Raw genomic sequence first — 17,846 nt, forward strand, 5'->3', positions numbered from 1 at the left:
ACCCGATGGACTTCGAGATTCTCACCATCGAAAAGATCCAGTGCGCCTTCGAGCGCGCCCTGGAGCTCAGCTCGGATCGAGAGCTGGCCATGCGCGCCGCCGCACAGTCGCTCAGCATCCCGGTCGATTCCGTGCGTGATGCCTTGGCCATCAGCGAGGGCGCACCGGCATGAAGACCGTAGAGATCCGGCACTTCCATGCCTTCGTCGGCCTCGGCGGTGGCGCGCGCGGCTTCAACAAGGCGAACCCGCGCGTCGGCAACCTGCAGGCGAAGTTCCGCTGCATTGGTGGCATCGACGTGGACGCCGCCGCCATCCGCGACTTCAACCGACTGGCCAACGCCACCGGCACGGTGCTGGATCTCTTCGATCGCAGCCAGTTCGAGGCCTTCCACGGCCGGCCACCGCCGGCAGGCTGGACCGAGGCCATGCCGGCCGACATCTACCGCGCCGCCGGCCACGAGCGGCCGCACATCGTCTTCCTCTCCGCGCCCTGCAAGGGCTTCAGCGGGCTGCTGTCCGAGGGCAAGAGCAAGACCGACAAGTACCAGGCCCTGAACCGCCTGACGCTGCGCGGCGTCTGGCTGATGCTGGAGGCCTGGAGGGACGATCCGCCGGAGCTGTTCGTCTTCGAGAACGTGCCGCGCATCGCCACGCGCGGCCGGCACCTGCTCGACCAGATCGTCGACCTGCTGCGCAGCTACGGCTACGCCGTGGCCGAGACGACGCACGATTGCGGCGAACTCGGTGGCCTGGCACAGAGCCGCAAGCGCTTCCTGCTGGTGGCGCGGCACATCGAGAAGGTGCCGCCGTTTCTTTACGAGCCCGAGAAGCGCCCGCTGCGCGCCGTCGGCGACGTGCTCGGCAAGATGCTGATGCCCGGCGACCTCCGCGCGGGCCCGATGCATCGCATCCCGGCGCTGCAGTGGAAGACCTGGGTTCGTCTAGCCTTCGTCGAGGCCGGCAGCGACTGGCGCAGCCTGAACAAGCTGGCCGTCGAGAACGGCCACCTGCGCGACTACCTGATCGTGCCCGACATGCACAACGGCGCGCTGGGCGTGCGCGAGTGGACGGAGCCGAGCGGCGTGGTCGCCGGCGCCAGCCGGCCGCACAACGGTTCCTTCTCGGTGGCCGACCCGCGCCAGCAGCTCTACGCCGCCGGCTACGGCGTCACCGTGTGGGACGCGCCCAGCGGCGCAGTGGCAGGCGAGTCGCTGCCCTCGAACGGAAAGTTCGCTGTGGCCGATCCACGCTTCGAGCAGTCGACGAAGTGGACCGATGGCCAGGCCTACGGCGTGCGCCGTTGGGACGCCCCTATGGGCACGATCGGCGGCCAGCAAAACCCAGGCCAAGGGGCCTATGCGGTCGCGGACCCGCGCGCCGGCGGCGTGCGCCATAACAACGTGTTCCGCGTGGTGCATTGGGGCAAGCCGGGCACGACGGTCACGGCTGGCACAGGCCCTTCTGCTGGCGGCACCGCCGTCGCAGATCCTCGGCAGCCAGGTCTGCCGTTCGCGAAGTACTCGGTCACGGCATACGACGAGCCGGCCGGTACCGTCATCAGCGGCAGCACCACCGGTCAAGGCGCCTTTGCCGTTGCCGATCCCCGAAGCGGAATGCAGCGCGCCAAGGGCGACAACTACCTCACGGCCGGTCACTACGGCGTCACGCGGTGGGAAGGCCCAGCTGGCGCCGTCAGCGCGGCTGCAGCGCACGACAACGGCCGCTGGAGCGTGGCGGACCCGCGCCCTATGCCGGCACCGGGGGATAAGGTCGTCTGCCGCATCCAGGCGCTGGACGGCACATGGCATCGCCCCTTCACGACGCTGGAACTGGCCGCGCTGCAGTCGCTGTTCGACCCCGAGGAGCGCTTCGAGCTGGACGGGCTGAGCGATCAGGCCTGGCGCGAGCGGATCGGCAATGCCGTGCCCAGCGATGCTGCGTGCGCGATTGCCGAGGTGATGGGCACCACGCTGCTGCTGGCGATGAGCGGCGAGACCTTCATGCTGTCGGCCCAGCCGATCTGGGTGAGGGACGTTGCGATGGCTCTCACGATGCCGGGGGCGCAGTGATGTCAGTCCTCAAGATCGAACTGCCCCTGCAGCGTGCGGATGATTTGCGCGATGTCGGCTCGGTGCGCGCCTCGGTCGCTGACGATGCGCACCGTCCAGTTCGGGCCGCTCTCCTCCGCCGGGATGCCGATGACACCACCTCGGTGAACGTCCGTCTGCTGCCCTCGAATGCCAGGCAGGTTTTCAATGCGCTGGATCAGCATCTGCTGCAGCTGCTGGGCGGTGCGGGTCGGCTTGGCCATCGCCGCTCAGTCCGGAAGCGTGCCGTACCAGATCTTCGTTCCGGCCTCGATCGCCTTCGGTACGTCCTGGTAGGTGTTGTCGTCGTCGGAGAGCGGCGGCAAGCCCTTTCGCTCGATCGCGGCGATGGTGTAAGCGTCTTCGGCGTACTTCTTGAGCACCAGCACAGCGCGGCGGGCGCCCTTCTCCATCTCGATCCGCAGTTCCGTCGGTTCGGGCTTGTCCATGTCTGCCTCCAGTAGTTAGGAGCCGCATTTTGACCTCTATCACCATCCAGCCCGTCGAGCCCTGCGGCGCCATCGGCAAGTGCATGGCCAGCCCCTCGAGCTACGCCTCCCACGTGGGTCGCTATCAGCAAGAGAATCCGCGCGCCGTGGCGGCGCACGCGCTGCGCCAGCTCGAAGAGGCCCGCGCCCGTGACGTAGCCACGCACGAGAAGAACCTGCCGGCCATCGAGGCGAACAAGGCCGTGGCTGCGCGCGTCGAGGCACTCATGACCGAGATCGGCATGCCGAAGTCGTACAGCGAGCGCGACACGAAGTCCAGGGCCCGCTATCCCAAGACGATCACCCACGCTGCAGGCTACATCGGCGACCTGCGGCGGCACTGCCCGACGACAGACAGTTTTGAGCACGCCACCAGCGCCTACGAGCGCCTGAAGAAGGAATACGACGCCTACGCCGCACGCGCCGAAGAGGAAGCGAAGCAGGCGGATGCAAAGCGCGAGCGCGAGGCCGCAGCGCTGGTGGAGAAGCGCAAGGCCGACATGGAACTGGCCGCGATGCTGCTGCGCTACCAGCTGCCGCTCGAGTCGACCTGGTCGGACGTGCTCGACGCTCTGCGCGCCAAGGATCAGCGCCTCAATCTCGCCGCAGCCATGCAGCTCACGCGCGGCGACTGGAGCGAGGGCCCGTACCGCGTGCGCAATGCCCTCGACGCCTTCCAGATCGAGACCACCGAGGACAAGGACATCGCGAACGACGTGCTGTCGTGCCTCGATGGCTTCGAAGACGGCCGCGTGTTCCGGGATACCTCGTGGAGCTACGGCCGCCTGTTCGCCGAAGCCTCCGACCAGCAACTCTCGGGCGACGTGCAGAAGGCGCTGCAGCACGCAGGAGACGAATGATGCACACCGACTTCCTCGACACCTCCCCCGACCGCGTGCGCGCCAAAGAGATCCAGGCCGTGCAGATGCATGCCCAGCAGCTTATCGACGTTGCCCGTGCGCGCGGCCTCGTGGTCACGATCACCCTCGTGCCGCGCATGCCGCCGGCGATGGGCTCCTATGACATGGCCTTCGACATCCGGGAGGCCCGCCATGGCAGCTGACACCAAGATCGAGTGGACCGACGCCACCTGGAACCCGGTGACGGGGTGCAGCGTGCAGAGCCCGGGCTGCAAGAACTGCTACGCAATGAAGCTGGCCGGCACGCGCCTGCGTCACCACCCCAGCCGCGCCGGCCTGACGCAGGAGAGCGCCGCGGGCCCGGTGTGGACGGGCGAAACCCGGTTCAATGCCGAGTGGCTGGAGCAGCCGCTGCAATGGATGCGCGCGCGCATGATCTTCGTCTGCGCGCACGGCGATCTCTTCCACCCCTCGGTGCCGGATGAATGGATCGACCAGGTCTTCGCCGTCATGGCGCTGGCCGGGCGCCATACCTTCCAGGTGCTGACGAAACAGGCGAAGCGCGCGGCAGAGTACTTCGCGCATCCGGTGCGCGAGGCCTTGATCGGTCAGCAGGTCGGACAGATCAATCTGCGACGGACCGGCAACCCCGTTGCCGCGTGGTCAGGCCTGCCGCTTCCGAACGTCTGGATCGGAGCGAGCGCCGAAGATCAGCGCCGGCTCGACGAGCGGCTTCCCCACCTCGTCGGCATCCCGGCCGCGGTGCGCTACCTCAGCCTGGAGCCTCTGCTGGGGGCGATAGAGATCGATCGCCAGCTCATCGCGCCGATCGAAGGAACGTCGCAGCACGGCCAGCGGTTCATCGACTGGGTGATCGTCGGCGGTGAGAGTGGCCACGGCGCGCGGCCGATGCATCCCGACTGGGCACGCAGCCTTCGAGATCAGTGCGTGGCCGCTGGGGTTGCTTTCTTCTTCAAGCAATGGGGTGAGTGGGGCCCGTATGGCCGAGGGCGCGTCGACGGTGCTCTGCTCGCAACGCCGAACTCCCTGGACGAACCGCTGCAACGCTTCGGCAAGAAGACATCCGGCCGCTTTCTGGACGGCCGCACCTGGGACCAGTTCCCCGAGGAGGCCCGCCATGGCGCCGCCTGACGCGGTCAGCACTGTGCCGCTGCGTGTCCACGTGGTGCCGGAGCGCGCATTGCACCTCTCGCTCAAGCGCGAGTACTTCGAGGCCATCCGTGATGGCATCAAGACCGAGGAGTACCGGCTCTGCAACGAGTACTGGACGAAGCGCCTGCCGTCGCCTTTCGGCGTCTACGACCGCATCGTCCTCACGCTGGGCTACCCCGCACGCAACGACCACGCCCGGCGCCTCGTGCTGCCGTGGCGCGGCTACACCATCAAGACGATCACGCACCCGCACTTCGGCCCCACGCCCGTGTCGGTGTTCGCCATTCGGGTGGCCGCATGACCCGCCCCGGCTTCGGCGCCTTCTCCAGCGCGGTGGCGCGCGCGCAGGCGGCGGTGCGCTCCCAGCACTGCCAGCCTCCGACCTTCCGCCCGGCTCAGTCCGAGCGCGGAACCATTCGCTGCACGAAGTGCGGCGGCAACCTCAACTACACCGCCAGCGCGATCGACGGCCGCACCACAGGCCGCTGCTCTACCGCGGGCTGTGTCACCTGGAACGACTGACCATGAACGACACCTTCCGCGGCGACACCCCGCACCTCATCCGCAGCATCGAAGCGCTGTTGAGCCTCGATGCCGCCGGCGCGCTGCGCCCGCACGGTCTCGGCGGCCATGCGCGAGATCTGCTGTCCTCGGCTGCAGCGCGACTCACCGCCCCGGCGCCGACGCAGGAGGCGACTGCACCCGCTTCCAGCGAAACGACCGGGCCCGTCATGGATGCTGTGGAAGCGTTCCTTGAAGCACAAGACGCACTCGACAACCGAGAGCACCAAGGCATCAACGGTGAAGACTACTTTACGCTGATTGGTCGCCGCAATGCAGCACGTCACGATCTCGATGCCGCCATCGCTGAGCACCCCGAGGCGTTCCAGCAGCGAGTTCGCCCATGGCTGCTGGAGTGCTTCGGCGAGTCCATTGCCGGCGATCGCACGGAGCGCAACCACCGTTTCCTCGAAGAGGCGTTGGAGCTGGTCCAAGCCTGCGGCTGCACCGCGAGCGAGGCGCACCAGCTGGTCGACTACACCTTCGGCCGCCCGGCCGGCGAGAAGGGGCAGGAGGTCGGCGGCGTCATGGTCACGCTGGCCGCGCTGTGCGAGGCGCAGGGCCTCGACATGCACGCCGAGGGCGAGACCGAGCTGGCGCGCATCAGCGCTCCTGACATGGTGGCCAGGATCCGCGCCAAGCAGGCGGCGAAACCGAAGCACTCGCCGCTGCCGGCCGCACCGAACAGCACGCCGGCGGAGCCAGCCTTTGTCGCTCTCCGCGAACTGGTCGAGTGCAAGGACCTGAAGGGGCGCCTTGAAGGGTACGAGGCCGGCAGCATTCAAGAGCTGGCCGACCTCGGGGACGAGTACGCGCGCCGCAAGCCCCTCGCATGGGCGTTCGCGCGGCAGGTACTGGCCGGGACGCCCGGGCCCCGCATCCTCTGGCCGGACATGCTGGAGGCCGAGGCCAAAGCGCTCGATGCCACCGACGGAGTACTGGCCTGCGGCGGCGCGATCGCGTCGGTGGAGGCCGCGCAACAGCCGCGCCCCGATCCGAAGAAATGCACCGCCAAAGTTCACTGGAACGGCGGCTACATCACCACCGAGAGCTGCACCACGAAACGCTCACTGATCGACAACGGCGGCAGTTCGGATGGCGAGCGGGACTACTACGTCTGCCCCGACTGCGGCAAGAACATCACCATCGACTACCGGGAGAACTGAGCAATGGCCGAACAAGAAACCGTATCGCTCACGCGCGCACAAATCGAAGACCTGCGTCGCATCATCCACAACGACAGCGCTCCGCTGGGCAACCGCCTGCAGGACGTGTCCTCCCGACTCTACTTCGCGCTCGAAGGCGCAGGATGGTCGCCGACGCCCGCGCCGGCCCAGGTGCTGGACACGCACGAGCAGCGCGCGGTCCTCGCCGATCTGCTGGGGCTGGAGTGCTTGATCAACTACCACGACGCCCAGGAGGCAGGCGCGGAAGCGATCGAGCCCGGTCTGGGCAAGACAGACGCTCGCCGCGTGCTGGACCTGCTGAAGCTGGGCCGGGAGATCATTGCCGAAGACCCGGAGCTCTGGACGGATGAGCAGAAGCGTGTCTTCGAACTGCGCTTCTCTGAACGCGCTGCCGCCGCGGCCGCGCACATGGTGGACGCGGCCATCGGGGAGACGCCAGCACCATGACCATCACCGCCCATCCTCTCGCATGGCCTCCCGGCTGGAAGCGCACCGCCGTCGACTCGCGCACCTTTGGCCGCTTCGGCACCACGAAGCAATCCAAGGTCGGCAGCTGGCGCTCGGTGCAGGACATCTCCATCGCAGAGGCCACGCAGCGTCTGCGCGAGGAGCTCGGCCGCCTCGGTGTCTGCAGCGATGACCTGGTGCTGAGCACGAACCTGAAGCTGCGGCTGGACGGGCTGCCGCGCAGCGATCAGGCCCAGCCGGCCGACCCCGGCGCCGCCGTCTACTGGACAGAACGCCACAGCCGCGGCGCACCGCGCTGCATGGCCATCGACCGCTACACGAAGGTCGAGCAGAACATCGCCGCGCTGGCGGCCACCATCGAAGCCATGCGCGCGATCGAGCGACACGGCGGCGCTGTGGTGCTAGAGCGGGCTTTCACCGGCTTCTCCGCCCTGCCGGCGCCCATCGTCGCCGGCATGAAGCGGGACTGGCAGGTCGTGCTCGAGCTGCAGGACCTGCTGCTGCCGACCGAAGACGACATCCGAAGCGCCTACCAGCGCCTGGCGAGCCGCTACCACCCCGACCGCGCCGGCGGCGACACCGCGCGCATGGCAGAACTCAACCAGGCCCGCGATGAGGCCATGCAATGGGTGCAGAGCCGATGACCCCGGCATCCCTCGCCGTCATCGGCCACATCGAGATCCCGGCGGCCGCGCTGGAGCACCGCTTTGCACACGAGGCATTGGCCAACGCCATGCTGCTGACCAGGAAGGCCGATGCCGCGATGCAGGTCGTCGGCACCGAGAACACACGCGCCTGCGAGCTGTACGGTTGGGCGCCCAACGTCGACAGCCATCGCGACTGCACCGGCTGGGTCTACCTGGTGGCGCTAAACGACGGCTTCAGCACCGTGCAGGCCTGGGCCTCGGCGAAGCCCGGCGCGCGCAAGGTGCACAGCATCAAGTTGCAGCGCGGCGACATCGTGCGGCTTTGGGACTTCTGCGAGCACTGGACCGAAGACCGGGCGCCGCGGATCGCCGCCTTCGTCGGCTCCTTCGAGCGGCCGCGCGATCGGGAAGCTGTGGCGCTGCTGCAGCGCGGCGTCGACAGCCTCGCCGCAGGCGACTACTACGGTGCGCCGCGCGTGCGCGCCGGCTTCCGCGCGCTGCTCGACGACGAGTGCTTGGCTGCCACCGATGACTTCAGCGGCCTGGAGCCGATGCTGCTGGCCGATGCCCGCCGGCAGAAGCGCCTGATCGAGCGCTGCGCCCGTTGCGGCAAGCCCGCGGTCCGGCCCGACGACAAGTGGCCGTACTTCTCAGAAAAGTCGGTCTGCCGGGCCCACCTCGGCAGCGCCCGCGAACAGGCCAATGCCACCGTGGAGGCCCTATGAGCAGCCTGCCCTTCCTCTCGCAGGCCGAGATCGACGAGATCTGCGAGCCGTTGAAGCTGCCGAGCGCCCAGCGCCGCTACCTCTCGAAGGTGCTGAAGCTGCAGGTCCACGAAAAGCCCAACGGCCGGCCCCTCGTCGCACGGTCCGAATTCGAGCGCGTGCTCGGCGCCGAGCGCTTCGGCGCGCCGCCGGCGACACCGCAAAACGCTCCCAACGTGCTCGGGATGATGGAGCACCTTCAGAACAGGAAAAAGAATGGGCAGAAAGCGCAAGGACGGTGACCCGCTGGGCCTGGCCGGCACCCGGCTGGCCTTCAAGCATGGCGCCTTCTACTACCGCCACCGCGATGGCCGCTGGGAGCGTGTCGGCACCGACATCAAGACCGCCAAGACCCGCGCCGCGCTGTACAACGACCCCTCGGGCGTCTACGGCACGGTCGGGTACTGGCTCGACCTCTTCCTAGTCGACTGCGAGAAGCGGGTGAAGGCGAAGACGCTGTCGCAGCGGACCCTCGACGACTACACCGACAACACAGTGAACCTGAAGATCTACTTCGGTTCGATGCTGCCGGAGAGCGTCACACCCAAGATCGTGCAGGGCTACCTCGAACTACACGCGCGCGCCGGCCGGCCGGTGCGCGCCAACCGGGAGAAGGCCTGCCTGTCGAGCATGTTCAGCTGGTTGCTGCGCACTCACCCGACCGGCCTGCTGGTGAATCCCTGCATGCAGGTCTCAGGCACCCAGAGCAACCCCGAGAGCAAGCGCGAGCGCTACGTCACCCACGAGGAATATCGCATCGTGCACGCCAACTCGGGCAAGTCGATCCGGCTGCTCATGGAGCTCACCTACCGAACGCTGCAGCGTCCGGAGAGCGACATCCTGAAATGGACCGCTGCCAACGTGACCCGCGACGAGAACGGCGACCGCGTGATCAAGCACCGCCAGCACAAGACCGGGGTGCAGCTGAAAATCAAGCTGACCCCGGATCTGGCCCACCTGATCGACCAGGCCATCGGCAAGGTGCCGGTGCTGCATCAGCCCATCGTGCACAACCGCGACGGGAAGGCCTACACCTATGGCGGCATCCATTCGATGCTGACCGCCCAGTTGGCCAGGATCAACGCGAAGCGGGAGGCGAAGAAGCTGCCGCCGATCCCGAGTTTCGGGTTCCGGGACCTCAAGGGCAAGGGCGCCACCGACATGTGGCGCGCCGGCGTTCCCATCGAGCAGATCCAGCTGCTGTGCGGCCATGCCGACAAGGCCACGACCGAGAAATACATCAAGGCCAGATGGTCCGAAACGGCCACTCCCAACCAGGTCGCAATGCTCTAGATACTGTTCTCATATCCAGTACTTTCCGGTTTTTTCTCCGAGGGAGCTGCCGAGCCGCCACAACGGCGAATAGGAGACAACCGGCCGCCGGATACGAGAGCCGGCGCGGCTTGGCGCCCGGTCTTACCGCTGGCCTCTTAATCCGTAGGTCGAGTGTTCGAGTCACTCAGGGCCCACCACCAACACCAAAATAGCGCGGTCTCCGCGCTATTTTTTCGTCAAAGCCTCCTCAAGATCTTCCCTGAGGAGGCTTTTTCTTTGCTGGCTCGCGCCCGGTCACGAACCAGAGCTGGAAGCGGCGCCCTTCCGCGCAATCCAGTCGTCGACGCAGCGCTCCAGCAGATCCTTTCGCTCGCCCACTTCCGCCGCCAGGTATTGGCGGGCATGCGCCTGCGCCAGTTCGCTCGACAGGAACCACTGCTCACGATCCGGGCTCCCTTGCGCCGGCGGTGCTCCCCATGCAGCAGTGCCCAGAAAGGCCTCGGTGACAGGCAATCGCCCATCGGTCTTGCCAAGCTCCGACAACGCATCGCGTGCGCCGCCAAGAAGAATGCGCACCTGCACGACCTCGTCGTCTGCCTCGATCAGCGCACCGAGGCCGCCAGCCTGATGCACCTGCCAGAGCTGTGCTGCAGAAGCATTGCGAACCCAGCTCTCCAGCGCACGCGTCAAACTTTCGAGGATGATTTTCTTGTTCATAAGGGAATATTTCACGATTTACTCCATCAGCTACAAGCAGCTTGCCCCAAAGCTGCAAACGGCGCCCATCTGGCGTGGCATCTTGCACTTGCTGTCACGCAGCGCAACAACAAAGAAAGACACAGGGACATCAACTTCGAAGCCAGACGGCTCGTTCGGCCCGCTCATGCGGGTATTTTTTTTGCCCGGCTCGCCGCAACCTCCGCAGCGACGCACGACAGCCACGGAATGCGCCCCGCCCCGGACCGTGCTTTCGGGCGTGAGCTATATTTCCGCCCATGGAAAAGGCGTCCGACATAGGTAAACCCACCGTCCCCATCGACCTGATCGGGCCGGATCACTGGCCCCGTTCGAAGCGCGGCACGGGCCGTGCAACCAAAGTCATTCTGGCGATCGTCGGCGGTCTGGCTGCAGCAGGCGTGATCGCTTACCGCTTCTTCGGTATCGGGCGCTGAAAGGCAGTCTTCGCCACGAACCAAAGCCCGCCGTCCGAAGGACAGCGGGCTTTTTTCATGGGCGCGGCGGGACAGGAAGCTCATCACAGCCCCGAACCTACTGAAGCCGCGAACCCTTGGGCAAACGCTTCGCCAGCCATTCGTGCACGTCCGCACGGATGTTGCGGCCTTCCAGCAGGAAGTTCTCGTAGCGGCTTGGCACATACGGCAGGTAGACCAGCGGCATGCCCGCCTCCTCCGGCGTGCGCGCTGCTTTGCGGTTGTTGCAGGCGGCGCATGCGCTCACGAGGTTGGTCCAGGTCCATGGGCCTCCGCGCGATTCGGGCAGCACGTGCTCGCATTGCAGGTCGCGCTCGTGGAAGACGCCCGCACAGTAGGCGCAGGTGTGGCGGTCGCGGCGCAGCAGCTTGGTCTTGGTGACGCTCGGAATCACTTCGAAGAGGTTGATCTTCGACGCGCCGCGCAGCGCGATGATCGGCGCGACATCGATGCGCGACTGCACGCCGCGCACCACGTTGAAACCGCCGCGCAGCGTGGCCAGCGGCTGGTTGCCGTCTTCCCAGGCGACCGAGCCGGTCGCGTAGTGCAACACCGCCTGCTCCAGCGAAATCCAGGCTTGCGGCGTGCCCTGAATGTCGAGTTGCAGGACGTGAGGGTGCATGAATCGCCTCCTTTCGCGGCGATGGTTGCGTGGTTGATGAATGAAGGAGCGAAGCCATGGGGTGCGCGAACGGAATCGAACCGTCTTCAGCGGGACCACAACCCGCGGCTCTGCCATTGAGCTACGCGCACCATGAAGAAGTGACGATCGGTGAGAGGCCGATCACCACTCGCCGACCGCGCGAACGCGTTGGTCGAGATCGAGGCCGTCGGACTGCAGCTCGCGACCCGGCGCTTCCTGGTTCGCGCCGCGTGCACCGGCGATGAAACCGAAGCGCCGGACCAAGGCCAGCATCGTGGTGCGCTCGCGCGGCTGCGCCGGGCGCACGGTGATCATCCGGATCGGGGTATTGCGCTTGCGCATGGTGACTCCTCGGTTGTGTGACAGCAGGACAAAGAAACTGGCCCCACGTGCACGACTCGAACGTGCAACCCCTTGCTTCGTAGGCAAGTGCTCTGATCCATTGAGCTAACGCGGGTGGCAAAAAGAAAAAAGTGTCCGGTTACGAGTTCCGGCGCCGCCCAATCTTTGCGGCCGGTTTCCGCGGGAGGACCATCTGCATGGCCCTGTCCCGCTCGGGTTCGGTGATGTCGTCGTGCTTGGAACGGCTGTCCGCTTTCCATTTCGGTTGTGTCCTCACGCGACGGACAACGCACTGGCGCTGTCCCGTACGACGTCGCTGCACAGGAGTGATCAATTCCTGCACATCCCGCCAGACCGTCTACGCGGTGGGCTCTGGCGGTGTGGTGAAGGCACACCCGAAATGGCAAACAGAAAACTGCACGACAAAACAAAAAGGCCCGGAACCTTGCGGTTTCCGGGCCTCTGAACGAGAGAGCTTGGAAGGTGTGCGCCTATGCGCAACCTCCACCCGGTAGCACCTGATCCTCGGTTTTTCCAAAACGCAGGCTGGCTGCGGCTTTCGTGGAATACACGTGGCTCTGGTGCTGGTTCGATCGGATCGACGGCATGCCGTCGAAACCACCGCACGCCCAGACGCGCACGAGCGATCGGCCCGATGCGGGACGAATGCTGGTGAGGATCAGTGCGGTGTTCACGATGGTTCCTGAGTCAAAAATTGCCGCTGTCGGCCGTTAGGGGTTGGAAAAATGGTACGGCTTGGAGCCGCGAGCGAAGGCAACTGTAAATAGTGTTTACGGCGGCGTCAACAACCGGGACAATCTTTTTTTGTCTTGTTGTTGTTTTTGAACAGTGCCCAATATCACCGTCGCGCGCCGCCGCAATGCGCTTGCGCTGCACCGCCGCTTTCTCGAAGAGGCCGTTGCCGCAGGCTTGCCAGCCAAGGGGCTGGACCAGGCGTTCGCGAAGAAGATCGAGATTTCCCCCAGCATGTGGAGCCAGATCAAGAGCTCCCGCCCCATCGGCGACAACCTGGCGAGGCAGATCGAAAGGCACTGCGGCGTCGAGCTGGGCTGGCTCGACGAGGAAGACCGGCACAGCGAAGTGCCGGATGCCGCTGAGGAGCGCTTCATCGCAGCGGCGCGCGAGGCATGGCGATCGGCCAACGCCAAGGGAAAGAAGGAGCTCAGCGGCTGGCTGAAGAAGCGCGCGCAGGACGCCGGCGGCAACGAGCCCGCACCCTGAAGACGGCTCAGCCCAGCGCGGGCGCGTTGCGCAGGATGGCAGCGCGCATGTCGTCCGGAATGGCAACGGCCCGATGGGTCTCCAGCGACGTAGTCACCAGCACCTGCTGCATCTGCATGCGCACCTCGCCGCCCACCGGCTCGAAGCAGCGCACCCGCAGGGTCATCGAGCGGGAGCCGAGGCGCTCCACGGCCAGCCCCAGCATCACCTGGTCGCCCATGCGGCTCACCGCGCGGAAATCGACCTCCAGCTTCACCGTGGGCAGGCCGATGCGGCGCTGCGCCACCAGCCCGTGGTAGCTGAGGCCCAGGCCTTCGTTGACCCAGTCTTCGACGAGGCCGTTGAGCATCACGAAGTACTGCGGATAGAAGACGATGCCCGCCGGATCGCAGTCCGAGAAGCGGATCAGCCGCGGCCTGCAGAACTCGCTGTCCTCGGCCATGCTCAGCCCTCCTCGCTCGCGGGCTCGCCGCGCATCACATGCACGCGCAGCAGGCCGAGCTGCGTGTGCAGCTGCTTGACGGTCTTCATGTCGAGCCCCGAGAACATTTCCAGGATCCACTGCTCGTGCTCGCTCGCCATGGTCTCGAAAGTGCGGCGCCCAGTGGGCGTGAGGCTCACGATCCATGCGCGGCGGTCGTCGGGGCTGGGCGCACGGGCAACCATGCCTTCGCGCTCGAGTTCGTCCGTCAGGCCGGTGACGTTGCCGCCGGTCACCATCAGGTAGCGCGACAGCACGCGCATCTTCAGGCCGTCCTTGTAGCGATAGAGCTGCGCCATGTAGTCGAAGCGCGCCAGCGAGATGCCGAAGCGCTCGCGCAGCCGGCGACGGATCTCGGACTCGATCTGCGTGGTGCTGGCCAGCATGCGCAGCCACAGCTTGAGCACGGCATGGTCGTCGTGGCCGGCGCGCGCCTCGTGGCCCAGTTCTTCCGCATCGCTCAGCACTGCGTGCGACGCGTCGTTGCGTGTCATGTCACTTCTCCCCCTGAAACCGAAATCGACTGCCCAGTGACCGACGCGGCGCCCTCGCCGCACAGCCAGCGCACGGCGTCGGCCACTTCGGCGGGCTGCACGATGCGCTTCTGCGGATTCACGCTGGAGAACTCCGCAAGCGCATCGGCCTCGCTGCGCCCGGTCTTGCCGACCACGTTGGCGACGCTGTTGCGCAGGATATCGGTGTCGGTGTAGCCAGGGCACACAGCGTTCACGGTGACGCCCTTGCGTGCCACTTCCAGCGCCAGCGAGCGCGTGAGCCCGACTACGCCATGCTTGGCCGCCGTGTAGGCCGCCACATAGGCATAGCCCTTCTGGCCCGCCGTGCTGGCGATGTTGACGATGCGCCCCCAGCCGGCATCGAGCATGTCCGGCAGCGCGGCCTGCGCGCACAGGAAGCTGCCGGTGAGGTTGACCGACAGCATCCGCTGCCAGAGTTCGAACGATGTCTTGAGAAACGGCGCACTCTCCGCCGCCCCCGCGTTGTTGACTAGCACGGTGACGGGCCCACGCGCGGCACGGGCTTCGGCGAACGCCGCCTGCACGGCCTCAGGGTTCGCCACGTCCGCGGCGACAACGCCGTGCCCGCTGCCGGCCAGCGAATCCGCCACCCGCTGCAGCGCCTCGCGGTCACGTCCCAGTAAGGTCAGAGTGGCGCCTTCGGCAGCCAGCGTGCGGGCGATCTCCGCCCCGATGCCGCGCGCCGCGCCCGTGACGAGTGCGTGCCGGCCAGTCAGTGAATTTGAGTCCATACCTGAATGATTTAGTTCTGAACCATTTTAGCCGAGCGGCCCGGCAAGGCTGTCAGCGCATGAAACGGCCGCCGTTGAGATCCAGCGTCGCGCCGGTCATGAAGGCCGCCGCAGGAGAAGCGAGATAAACCACGGCCGCAGCCACCTCCTCGGCCAGCCCGAAGCGGCCGAGCGGAATGCCCGCCTGCAACGCGTGCTGGCGCGCAGGCGCCATGGCGTCGAGCGCAGGGCTGCGGATCGCCGCCGGCGCCAGCGCATTCACCGTCACGCCATGAGGCGCCAGCTCCTGCGCGAACGACCGCGTCAGCGCGAGCAGCCCTGCCTTGCTCGCCGCGTAGTGCACGCCAGTAGCGCTGCTGGCCTGCTGCCCGGCCATCGAACTCAGGTTGACGATGCGCCCCTCGCCCCGCTCGCGCATGTGGCGCCCCGCGATGCGGCAGCCGAAGAAGGCGCCGCGCAGGTTGATGGCCAGCACGTCGTCCCACTCCTCGGTCGTGATGTCCCAGAGGGAGGTAGACGGCGTGCGCGCCGCGTTGTTGACCATGATGTCGACGCAGCCGAAATGCGCCACGGCACCGCCGAAGCACGCGCCGAACGCAGTCTCGTCGCGCACATCCAGCCCCAGCGCGAGCCCGCCGATCTCGCTCGCCACAGCCTCGACCGCCGGAAGCTCGATGTCGGCCAGAGCCACCCGCGCCCCCGCCTGCGCCAGCCCTCTCGCGATGGCCGCCCCCAAGCCCTGCCCCGCCCCCGTCACGAACGCCACGCGCCCGGAAAGAGGAAGCTGCGGCGCACCGTTCGTCATGCCCGTCAGGCCTTCGCGGGCCGGCCGTCCCAGGTCTGGGGCCCCACGCCGCGTTCCCGCAGCTTGAATTTCTGGACCTTGCCGTTCTCGGTGCGCGGAAGGTCGGCCAGCACGTCGATGTAGCGCGGCACGGCGAAGTACGGCAGCCGGCCTTCGCAGAAGCGCGCGAGCTCGGCCGGGTCGATGGCCGCGCCCTCGCGGGCCACCAGCGCGGCCATCACCTCGTCCTCGGCAAGCTCGGAGCGCACGGGATACACCGCGCACGAAGCCACGGCGGGGTGGCCCAGCAGCACCTGCTCGACCTCGAACGAGGAAATGTTCTCCCCGCGCCGGCGGATCGCGTCCTTGATGCGGTCGACAAAACGGAAGGCCCCGTCCGCATCGCGCACCACGCGGTCGCCGGTGTGGAACCAGAGATTGCGCCAGGCCTCGACCGTCTTCTCCGGCATGTTGAAGTAGCCGCTGGCGAAGGCATACGGCTCGTCCGCGCGAAGCAGCAACTCGCCCGCCTCGCCGGCCGGCAGCGCCACGTCGTCCTCATCGGCCACGCGCGCCTGGAAGCCCGGGCGCAGCCAGCCCATCACACCGCCGCGCGGCGAATCGGGCGCCGTGGCGATGGCGAAGTTGGTCTCGGTCGACCCATAGCCTTCCAGCAGCGACACGCCCGTGCGCGCCTTGAAGGCGGCACCGGCGGCAGCCGGCACGCCGGGCCCCAGCCCGATGCGCACGCGGTGGTCGCGCTCCCCGGCCCCTTCGGGCTGGGCCAGCAGGATCGGCACCATCGCCCCCAGCAGATAGACCACCGTCGCCCCGCTCGCACGCATCGTCGGCCAGAAGCCCGATGCCGAGAAGCGCGGCTCGAACACCACTTGCGAGCCCGTCAGCGCGGCCTGCGCGAAGGTGTTGAGCGCGTTGATGTGGAAGAGCGGCAGCGTGGTGCACAGCACGTCGTCGGCGCCCACGCCGAGCACTTCGGCACTGTTCACGCCCCACCAAAAGTACTGCGCGTGCGGGCAGACCACGCCCTTGGCAGGCCCGGTCGTGCCCGAGGTATAGAGGATCGCGAGTGCGTCGCCGGGCTGCACGGATGCCGGCTCGACGGGTTCTCCATGCGCGGGATACGCCACGACGCGCACGCCCGCAGGTGCCTGCCAGCCACCCGAGGCGATCTCACCGACAACCCAGATCTCGCGCAGCACGGTACGCCCGAGATCCGCCGCCGCGAGCCGCTCCACGAAGCCCGCTTCGATCACCAGCAGCTTCGCCTCGCTGTTCGCGAGGAAGTATTCGATCTGCGGTCCCATCGACGCCGTATTGACCGGAACCGTCGACGCACCCAGCCATCCCGCTCCAAGGAAGCTTTCGAGAAACTCGACGCGGTTGCCGCACATCACCGCGATGCGATCGCCACGCACCACGCCGGCCGCAGCCAGCGCCCCGGCCCGCACGGCTGCGGCCTGCGCCGCATCGCGATGCGTCCACTCGCCCCCCGCGATCTTCAGCAGCGCGCGCGAACCGAACAGCCCCGCCTGCCGCTGCAGCATCGCCGGCAGCGTGCGCTGCGCGGGCGGCACGGCACGGGGTTCAGTCGTCATCGTGCGTGCCTCCACCGAGGTAGGTCGCCTGCACCCGCGAGTCGCTCGCCAGCTCGGCCGAGGCGCCCGAGAGCGCGATCTCGCCCGTCTCCAGCACATAGCCGTGGTCGGAGCTTTCGAGCGCAGCGCGCGCGTTCTGCTCCACCAGCAGGATCGACACGCCGTCCTCCCGCAGCTTGCGCACGATGGCCAGGATGTCGCGCACGATCAGCGGCGCCAGGCCCAGGCTGGGCTCGTCGAGCATCAGCAGGCGCGGCGCCGACATCAGCGCGCGGCCCACGGCCAGCATCTGGCGCTCGCCGCCCGAGAGCGTGTCGGCGCGCTGCGAGCGGCGCTCGGCCAGCCGCGGAAAGCGGTCGTACACCGACTGCAGCCGCTTCTTCATCGCATCGCCGCGCAGGCGCTTGGCATAGGCGCCGAGCTGCAGGTTGTCGAGCACGGTCAGCTCACCGAACAGCTCGCGCTTCTCGGGCACCAGGCACAGGCCCCGCTCCACGCGCGCTTCCACGTCGAGCCCCTGCAGGTCTTCGCCCTCGAAGCGCAGCGTGCCCTTGCAGGGCAGCAGGCCCATGGCGGCGGCCAGCAGCGTGGTCTTGCCCGCGCCGTTGGGGCCGATCACCGAGATGATCTGGCCCGGCTGCAGGTCGAGCGACACGCCGCGCACCGCCTCGACCTGTCCGTAGGACACGTGCAGATCGCCGATCTCCAGCATCGCGGTCATACCCACACCCCCAGGCTCGTCACTTCG

Annotated in this window: 27 protein-coding genes and 2 tRNA genes; 15 read left to right on the plus strand and 14 right to left on the minus strand. The window is 67.3% G+C overall.

What is annotated here, in order from left to right; all coding sequences use genetic code 11:
• The first annotated feature begins 5 nt into the window (after nucleotides 1–5).
• A complete protein-coding gene (locus ACAM57_RS23560; RefSeq protein WP_369659161.1) occupies nucleotides 6–173 on the plus strand; it encodes a hypothetical protein in 168 nt (55 codons plus the stop codon).
• Nucleotides 170–2,071, plus strand: a complete 1,902-nt coding sequence (locus ACAM57_RS23565) for a DNA cytosine methyltransferase (protein WP_369659162.1) — start codon at nucleotides 170–172, stop codon at nucleotides 2,069–2,071. Before ACAM57_RS23560 ends, ACAM57_RS23565 begins: the two co-directional genes overlap by 4 nt.
• A 2-nt stretch (nucleotides 2,072–2,073) precedes the next feature.
• Here the strand turns inward: ACAM57_RS23565 and ACAM57_RS23570 are convergent, their stop codons facing one another.
• Entirely contained in the window at nucleotides 2,074–2,313 is a 240-nt protein-coding gene (locus ACAM57_RS23570; RefSeq protein ID WP_369659163.1) for a hypothetical protein, read from the minus strand.
• A gap of 6 nt (nucleotides 2,314–2,319) precedes the next feature.
• Entirely contained in the window at nucleotides 2,320–2,538 is a 219-nt protein-coding gene (locus ACAM57_RS23575) for a hypothetical protein (protein ID WP_369659164.1), read from the minus strand.
• Nucleotides 2,539–2,567: 29 nt separating this feature from the next.
• On the opposite strand from ACAM57_RS23575, the gene ACAM57_RS23580 reads away from it, so the two are divergent.
• Genes ACAM57_RS23580 through ACAM57_RS23630 form a run of 11 tightly spaced genes read left to right on the plus strand, consistent with a single transcriptional unit; the run spans nucleotide 2,568 to nucleotide 9,530 of the window.
• Nucleotides 2,568–3,437 (plus strand): hypothetical protein, encoded by an 870-nt coding sequence (locus ACAM57_RS23580; protein WP_369659165.1) that lies wholly within the window; start codon nucleotides 2,568–2,570, stop codon nucleotides 3,435–3,437.
• The gene (locus ACAM57_RS23585; RefSeq protein ID WP_369659166.1) at nucleotides 3,434–3,640 is read left to right on the plus strand and encodes a hypothetical protein; all 207 of its coding nucleotides are present in this window, start codon (nucleotides 3,434–3,436) and stop codon (nucleotides 3,638–3,640) included. Before ACAM57_RS23580 ends, ACAM57_RS23585 begins: the two co-directional genes overlap by 4 nt.
• Entirely contained in the window at nucleotides 3,630–4,589 is a 960-nt protein-coding gene (locus ACAM57_RS23590) for a phage Gp37/Gp68 family protein (protein WP_369659167.1), read from the plus strand. The genes ACAM57_RS23585 and ACAM57_RS23590 overlap by 11 nt, the downstream gene beginning before the upstream one ends.
• A complete protein-coding gene (locus ACAM57_RS23595; protein ID WP_369659168.1) occupies nucleotides 4,576–4,911 on the plus strand; it encodes an ASCH domain-containing protein in 336 nt (111 codons plus the stop codon). The genes ACAM57_RS23590 and ACAM57_RS23595 overlap by 14 nt, the downstream gene beginning before the upstream one ends.
• Nucleotides 4,908–5,132: a hypothetical protein gene (locus tag ACAM57_RS23600; protein ID WP_369659169.1), complete on the plus strand. Its 225-nt coding sequence runs from the start codon at nucleotides 4,908–4,910 to the stop codon at nucleotides 5,130–5,132. Before ACAM57_RS23595 ends, ACAM57_RS23600 begins: the two co-directional genes overlap by 4 nt.
• A gap of 2 nt (nucleotides 5,133–5,134) precedes the next feature.
• Nucleotides 5,135–6,337: a hypothetical protein gene (locus ACAM57_RS23605; protein ID WP_369659170.1), complete on the plus strand. Its 1,203-nt coding sequence runs from the start codon at nucleotides 5,135–5,137 to the stop codon at nucleotides 6,335–6,337.
• A gap of 3 nt (nucleotides 6,338–6,340) precedes the next feature.
• On the plus strand, nucleotides 6,341–6,805 hold the full coding sequence (locus tag ACAM57_RS23610) for a hypothetical protein (protein ID WP_369659171.1): 465 nt from the start codon (nucleotides 6,341–6,343) through the stop codon (nucleotides 6,803–6,805).
• Nucleotides 6,802–7,470 carry a J domain-containing protein gene (locus tag ACAM57_RS23615; protein ID WP_369659172.1) on the plus strand — a complete coding sequence of 223 codons (669 nt, stop codon included), beginning with the start codon at nucleotides 6,802–6,804 and terminating at the stop codon, nucleotides 7,468–7,470. Before ACAM57_RS23610 ends, ACAM57_RS23615 begins: the two co-directional genes overlap by 4 nt.
• Complete coding sequence (locus tag ACAM57_RS23620) at nucleotides 7,467–8,198, plus strand: hypothetical protein (protein WP_369659173.1); 732 nt, start codon at nucleotides 7,467–7,469, stop codon at nucleotides 8,196–8,198. The genes ACAM57_RS23615 and ACAM57_RS23620 overlap by 4 nt, the downstream gene beginning before the upstream one ends.
• Nucleotides 8,195–8,479, plus strand: a complete 285-nt coding sequence (locus ACAM57_RS23625) for a hypothetical protein (protein WP_369659174.1) — start codon at nucleotides 8,195–8,197, stop codon at nucleotides 8,477–8,479. The genes ACAM57_RS23620 and ACAM57_RS23625 overlap by 4 nt, the downstream gene beginning before the upstream one ends.
• Nucleotides 8,454–9,530: a tyrosine-type recombinase/integrase gene (locus ACAM57_RS23630; protein WP_369659175.1), complete on the plus strand. Its 1,077-nt coding sequence runs from the start codon at nucleotides 8,454–8,456 to the stop codon at nucleotides 9,528–9,530. The genes ACAM57_RS23625 and ACAM57_RS23630 overlap by 26 nt, the downstream gene beginning before the upstream one ends.
• A gap of 276 nt (nucleotides 9,531–9,806) precedes the next feature.
• Here ACAM57_RS23630 and ACAM57_RS23635 read toward each other — a convergent pair whose 3' ends face one another.
• Nucleotides 9,807–10,244 carry a hypothetical protein gene (locus ACAM57_RS23635; RefSeq protein WP_369659176.1) on the minus strand — a complete coding sequence of 146 codons (438 nt, stop codon included), beginning with the start codon at nucleotides 10,242–10,244 and terminating at the stop codon, nucleotides 9,807–9,809.
• A gap of 263 nt (nucleotides 10,245–10,507) precedes the next feature.
• Between ACAM57_RS23635 and ACAM57_RS23640 the strand changes: the two genes are divergently transcribed.
• On the plus strand, nucleotides 10,508–10,684 hold the full coding sequence (locus tag ACAM57_RS23640; protein WP_165909637.1) for a hypothetical protein: 177 nt from the start codon (nucleotides 10,508–10,510) through the stop codon (nucleotides 10,682–10,684).
• 97 nt (nucleotides 10,685–10,781) lie between these two features.
• On the opposite strand, the gene ACAM57_RS23645 is transcribed toward ACAM57_RS23640, so the two are convergent.
• The 5 genes from ACAM57_RS23645 to ACAM57_RS23665 form a co-directional block, all read right to left on the minus strand.
• Nucleotides 10,782–11,345 (minus strand): HNH endonuclease, encoded by a 564-nt coding sequence (locus ACAM57_RS23645; RefSeq protein ID WP_369659177.1) that lies wholly within the window; start codon nucleotides 11,343–11,345, stop codon nucleotides 10,782–10,784.
• A 57-nt stretch (nucleotides 11,346–11,402) separates the two neighbouring features.
• A tRNA-His gene (locus tag ACAM57_RS23650) sits at nucleotides 11,403–11,476 on the minus strand.
• Between the two features lie 31 nt (nucleotides 11,477–11,507).
• Nucleotides 11,508–11,708 carry a short-chain dehydrogenase gene (locus tag ACAM57_RS23655; protein ID WP_126022788.1) on the minus strand — a complete coding sequence of 67 codons (201 nt, stop codon included), beginning with the start codon at nucleotides 11,706–11,708 and terminating at the stop codon, nucleotides 11,508–11,510.
• A 38-nt stretch (nucleotides 11,709–11,746) separates the two neighbouring features.
• A tRNA-Arg gene (locus ACAM57_RS23660) sits at nucleotides 11,747–11,823 on the minus strand.
• A gap of 376 nt (nucleotides 11,824–12,199) precedes the next feature.
• Complete coding sequence (locus ACAM57_RS23665; RefSeq protein ID WP_184635694.1) at nucleotides 12,200–12,403, minus strand: hypothetical protein; 204 nt, start codon at nucleotides 12,401–12,403, stop codon at nucleotides 12,200–12,202.
• A gap of 154 nt (nucleotides 12,404–12,557) precedes the next feature.
• On the opposite strand from ACAM57_RS23665, the gene ACAM57_RS23670 reads away from it, so the two are divergent.
• The gene (locus ACAM57_RS23670; RefSeq protein ID WP_369659178.1) at nucleotides 12,558–12,950 is read left to right on the plus strand and encodes a hypothetical protein; all 393 of its coding nucleotides are present in this window, start codon (nucleotides 12,558–12,560) and stop codon (nucleotides 12,948–12,950) included.
• A gap of 7 nt (nucleotides 12,951–12,957) precedes the next feature.
• Here ACAM57_RS23670 and ACAM57_RS23675 read toward each other — a convergent pair whose 3' ends face one another.
• The 6 genes from ACAM57_RS23675 to ACAM57_RS23700 are packed head-to-tail and all read right to left on the minus strand — an operon-like array spanning nucleotide 12,958 to nucleotide 17,819.
• The gene (locus ACAM57_RS23675) at nucleotides 12,958–13,392 is read right to left on the minus strand and encodes a thioesterase family protein (protein WP_184635692.1); all 435 of its coding nucleotides are present in this window, start codon (nucleotides 13,390–13,392) and stop codon (nucleotides 12,958–12,960) included.
• 2 nt (nucleotides 13,393–13,394) lie between these two features.
• Entirely contained in the window at nucleotides 13,395–13,925 is a 531-nt protein-coding gene (locus ACAM57_RS23680; protein WP_126022784.1) for a MarR family winged helix-turn-helix transcriptional regulator, read from the minus strand.
• Entirely contained in the window at nucleotides 13,922–14,698 is a 777-nt protein-coding gene (locus ACAM57_RS23685) for an SDR family NAD(P)-dependent oxidoreductase (protein ID WP_369659179.1), read from the minus strand. The genes ACAM57_RS23680 and ACAM57_RS23685 overlap by 4 nt, the downstream gene beginning before the upstream one ends.
• Nucleotides 14,699–14,750: 52 nt before the next feature.
• Nucleotides 14,751–15,503 (minus strand): SDR family NAD(P)-dependent oxidoreductase, encoded by a 753-nt coding sequence (locus ACAM57_RS23690; protein ID WP_369659180.1) that lies wholly within the window; start codon nucleotides 15,501–15,503, stop codon nucleotides 14,751–14,753.
• A gap of 5 nt (nucleotides 15,504–15,508) precedes the next feature.
• Nucleotides 15,509–17,098: an ATP-dependent acyl-CoA ligase gene (locus tag ACAM57_RS23695; RefSeq protein WP_369659181.1), complete on the minus strand. Its 1,590-nt coding sequence runs from the start codon at nucleotides 17,096–17,098 to the stop codon at nucleotides 15,509–15,511.
• Nucleotides 17,088–17,819 carry an ABC transporter ATP-binding protein gene (locus ACAM57_RS23700; protein WP_126022780.1) on the minus strand — a complete coding sequence of 244 codons (732 nt, stop codon included), beginning with the start codon at nucleotides 17,817–17,819 and terminating at the stop codon, nucleotides 17,088–17,090. The genes ACAM57_RS23695 and ACAM57_RS23700 overlap by 11 nt, the downstream gene beginning before the upstream one ends.
• Nucleotides 17,820–17,846 lie beyond the last annotated feature (27 nt).

The sequence above is a fragment of the Variovorax sp. V15 genome (genome assembly GCF_041154425.1).
Lineage (GTDB): Bacteria > Pseudomonadota > Gammaproteobacteria > Burkholderiales > Burkholderiaceae_C > Variovorax > Variovorax guangxiensis.

Coding starts and splice junctions, on each gene's coding strand:
- ACAM57_RS23560 (WP_369659161.1), top strand. CDS start 6: ATGGACTTCGAGATTCTCACCATCGAAAAGATCCAGTGCGCCTTCGAG.
- ACAM57_RS23565 (WP_369659162.1), top strand. CDS start 170: ATGAAGACCGTAGAGATCCGGCACTTCCATGCCTTCGTCGGCCTCGGC.
- ACAM57_RS23570 (WP_369659163.1), bottom strand. CDS start 2,313: ATGGCCAAGCCGACCCGCACCGCCCAGCAGCTGCAGCAGATGCTGATC.
- ACAM57_RS23575 (WP_369659164.1), bottom strand. CDS start 2,538: ATGGACAAGCCCGAACCGACGGAACTGCGGATCGAGATGGAGAAGGGC.
- ACAM57_RS23585 (WP_369659166.1), top strand. CDS start 3,434: ATGATGCACACCGACTTCCTCGACACCTCCCCCGACCGCGTGCGCGCC.
- ACAM57_RS23590 (WP_369659167.1), top strand. CDS start 3,630: ATGGCAGCTGACACCAAGATCGAGTGGACCGACGCCACCTGGAACCCG.
- ACAM57_RS23595 (WP_369659168.1), top strand. CDS start 4,576: ATGGCGCCGCCTGACGCGGTCAGCACTGTGCCGCTGCGTGTCCACGTG.
- ACAM57_RS23600 (WP_369659169.1), top strand. CDS start 4,908: ATGACCCGCCCCGGCTTCGGCGCCTTCTCCAGCGCGGTGGCGCGCGCG.
- ACAM57_RS23605 (WP_369659170.1), top strand. CDS start 5,135: ATGAACGACACCTTCCGCGGCGACACCCCGCACCTCATCCGCAGCATC.
- ACAM57_RS23610 (WP_369659171.1), top strand. CDS start 6,341: ATGGCCGAACAAGAAACCGTATCGCTCACGCGCGCACAAATCGAAGAC.
- ACAM57_RS23615 (WP_369659172.1), top strand. CDS start 6,802: ATGACCATCACCGCCCATCCTCTCGCATGGCCTCCCGGCTGGAAGCGC.
- ACAM57_RS23620 (WP_369659173.1), top strand. CDS start 7,467: ATGACCCCGGCATCCCTCGCCGTCATCGGCCACATCGAGATCCCGGCG.
- ACAM57_RS23625 (WP_369659174.1), top strand. CDS start 8,195: ATGAGCAGCCTGCCCTTCCTCTCGCAGGCCGAGATCGACGAGATCTGC.
- ACAM57_RS23630 (WP_369659175.1), top strand. CDS start 8,454: ATGGGCAGAAAGCGCAAGGACGGTGACCCGCTGGGCCTGGCCGGCACC.
- ACAM57_RS23640 (WP_165909637.1), top strand. CDS start 10,508: ATGGAAAAGGCGTCCGACATAGGTAAACCCACCGTCCCCATCGACCTG.
- ACAM57_RS23645 (WP_369659177.1), bottom strand. CDS start 11,345: ATGCACCCTCACGTCCTGCAACTCGACATTCAGGGCACGCCGCAAGCC.
- ACAM57_RS23655 (WP_126022788.1), bottom strand. CDS start 11,708: ATGCGCAAGCGCAATACCCCGATCCGGATGATCACCGTGCGCCCGGCG.
- ACAM57_RS23675 (WP_184635692.1), bottom strand. CDS start 13,392: ATGGCCGAGGACAGCGAGTTCTGCAGGCCGCGGCTGATCCGCTTCTCG.
- ACAM57_RS23680 (WP_126022784.1), bottom strand. CDS start 13,925: ATGACACGCAACGACGCGTCGCACGCAGTGCTGAGCGATGCGGAAGAA.
- ACAM57_RS23685 (WP_369659179.1), bottom strand. CDS start 14,698: ATGGACTCAAATTCACTGACTGGCCGGCACGCACTCGTCACGGGCGCG.
- ACAM57_RS23690 (WP_369659180.1), bottom strand. CDS start 15,503: ATGACGAACGGTGCGCCGCAGCTTCCTCTTTCCGGGCGCGTGGCGTTC.
- ACAM57_RS23695 (WP_369659181.1), bottom strand. CDS start 17,098: ATGACGACTGAACCCCGTGCCGTGCCGCCCGCGCAGCGCACGCTGCCG.
- ACAM57_RS23700 (WP_126022780.1), bottom strand. CDS start 17,819: ATGACCGCGATGCTGGAGATCGGCGATCTGCACGTGTCCTACGGACAG.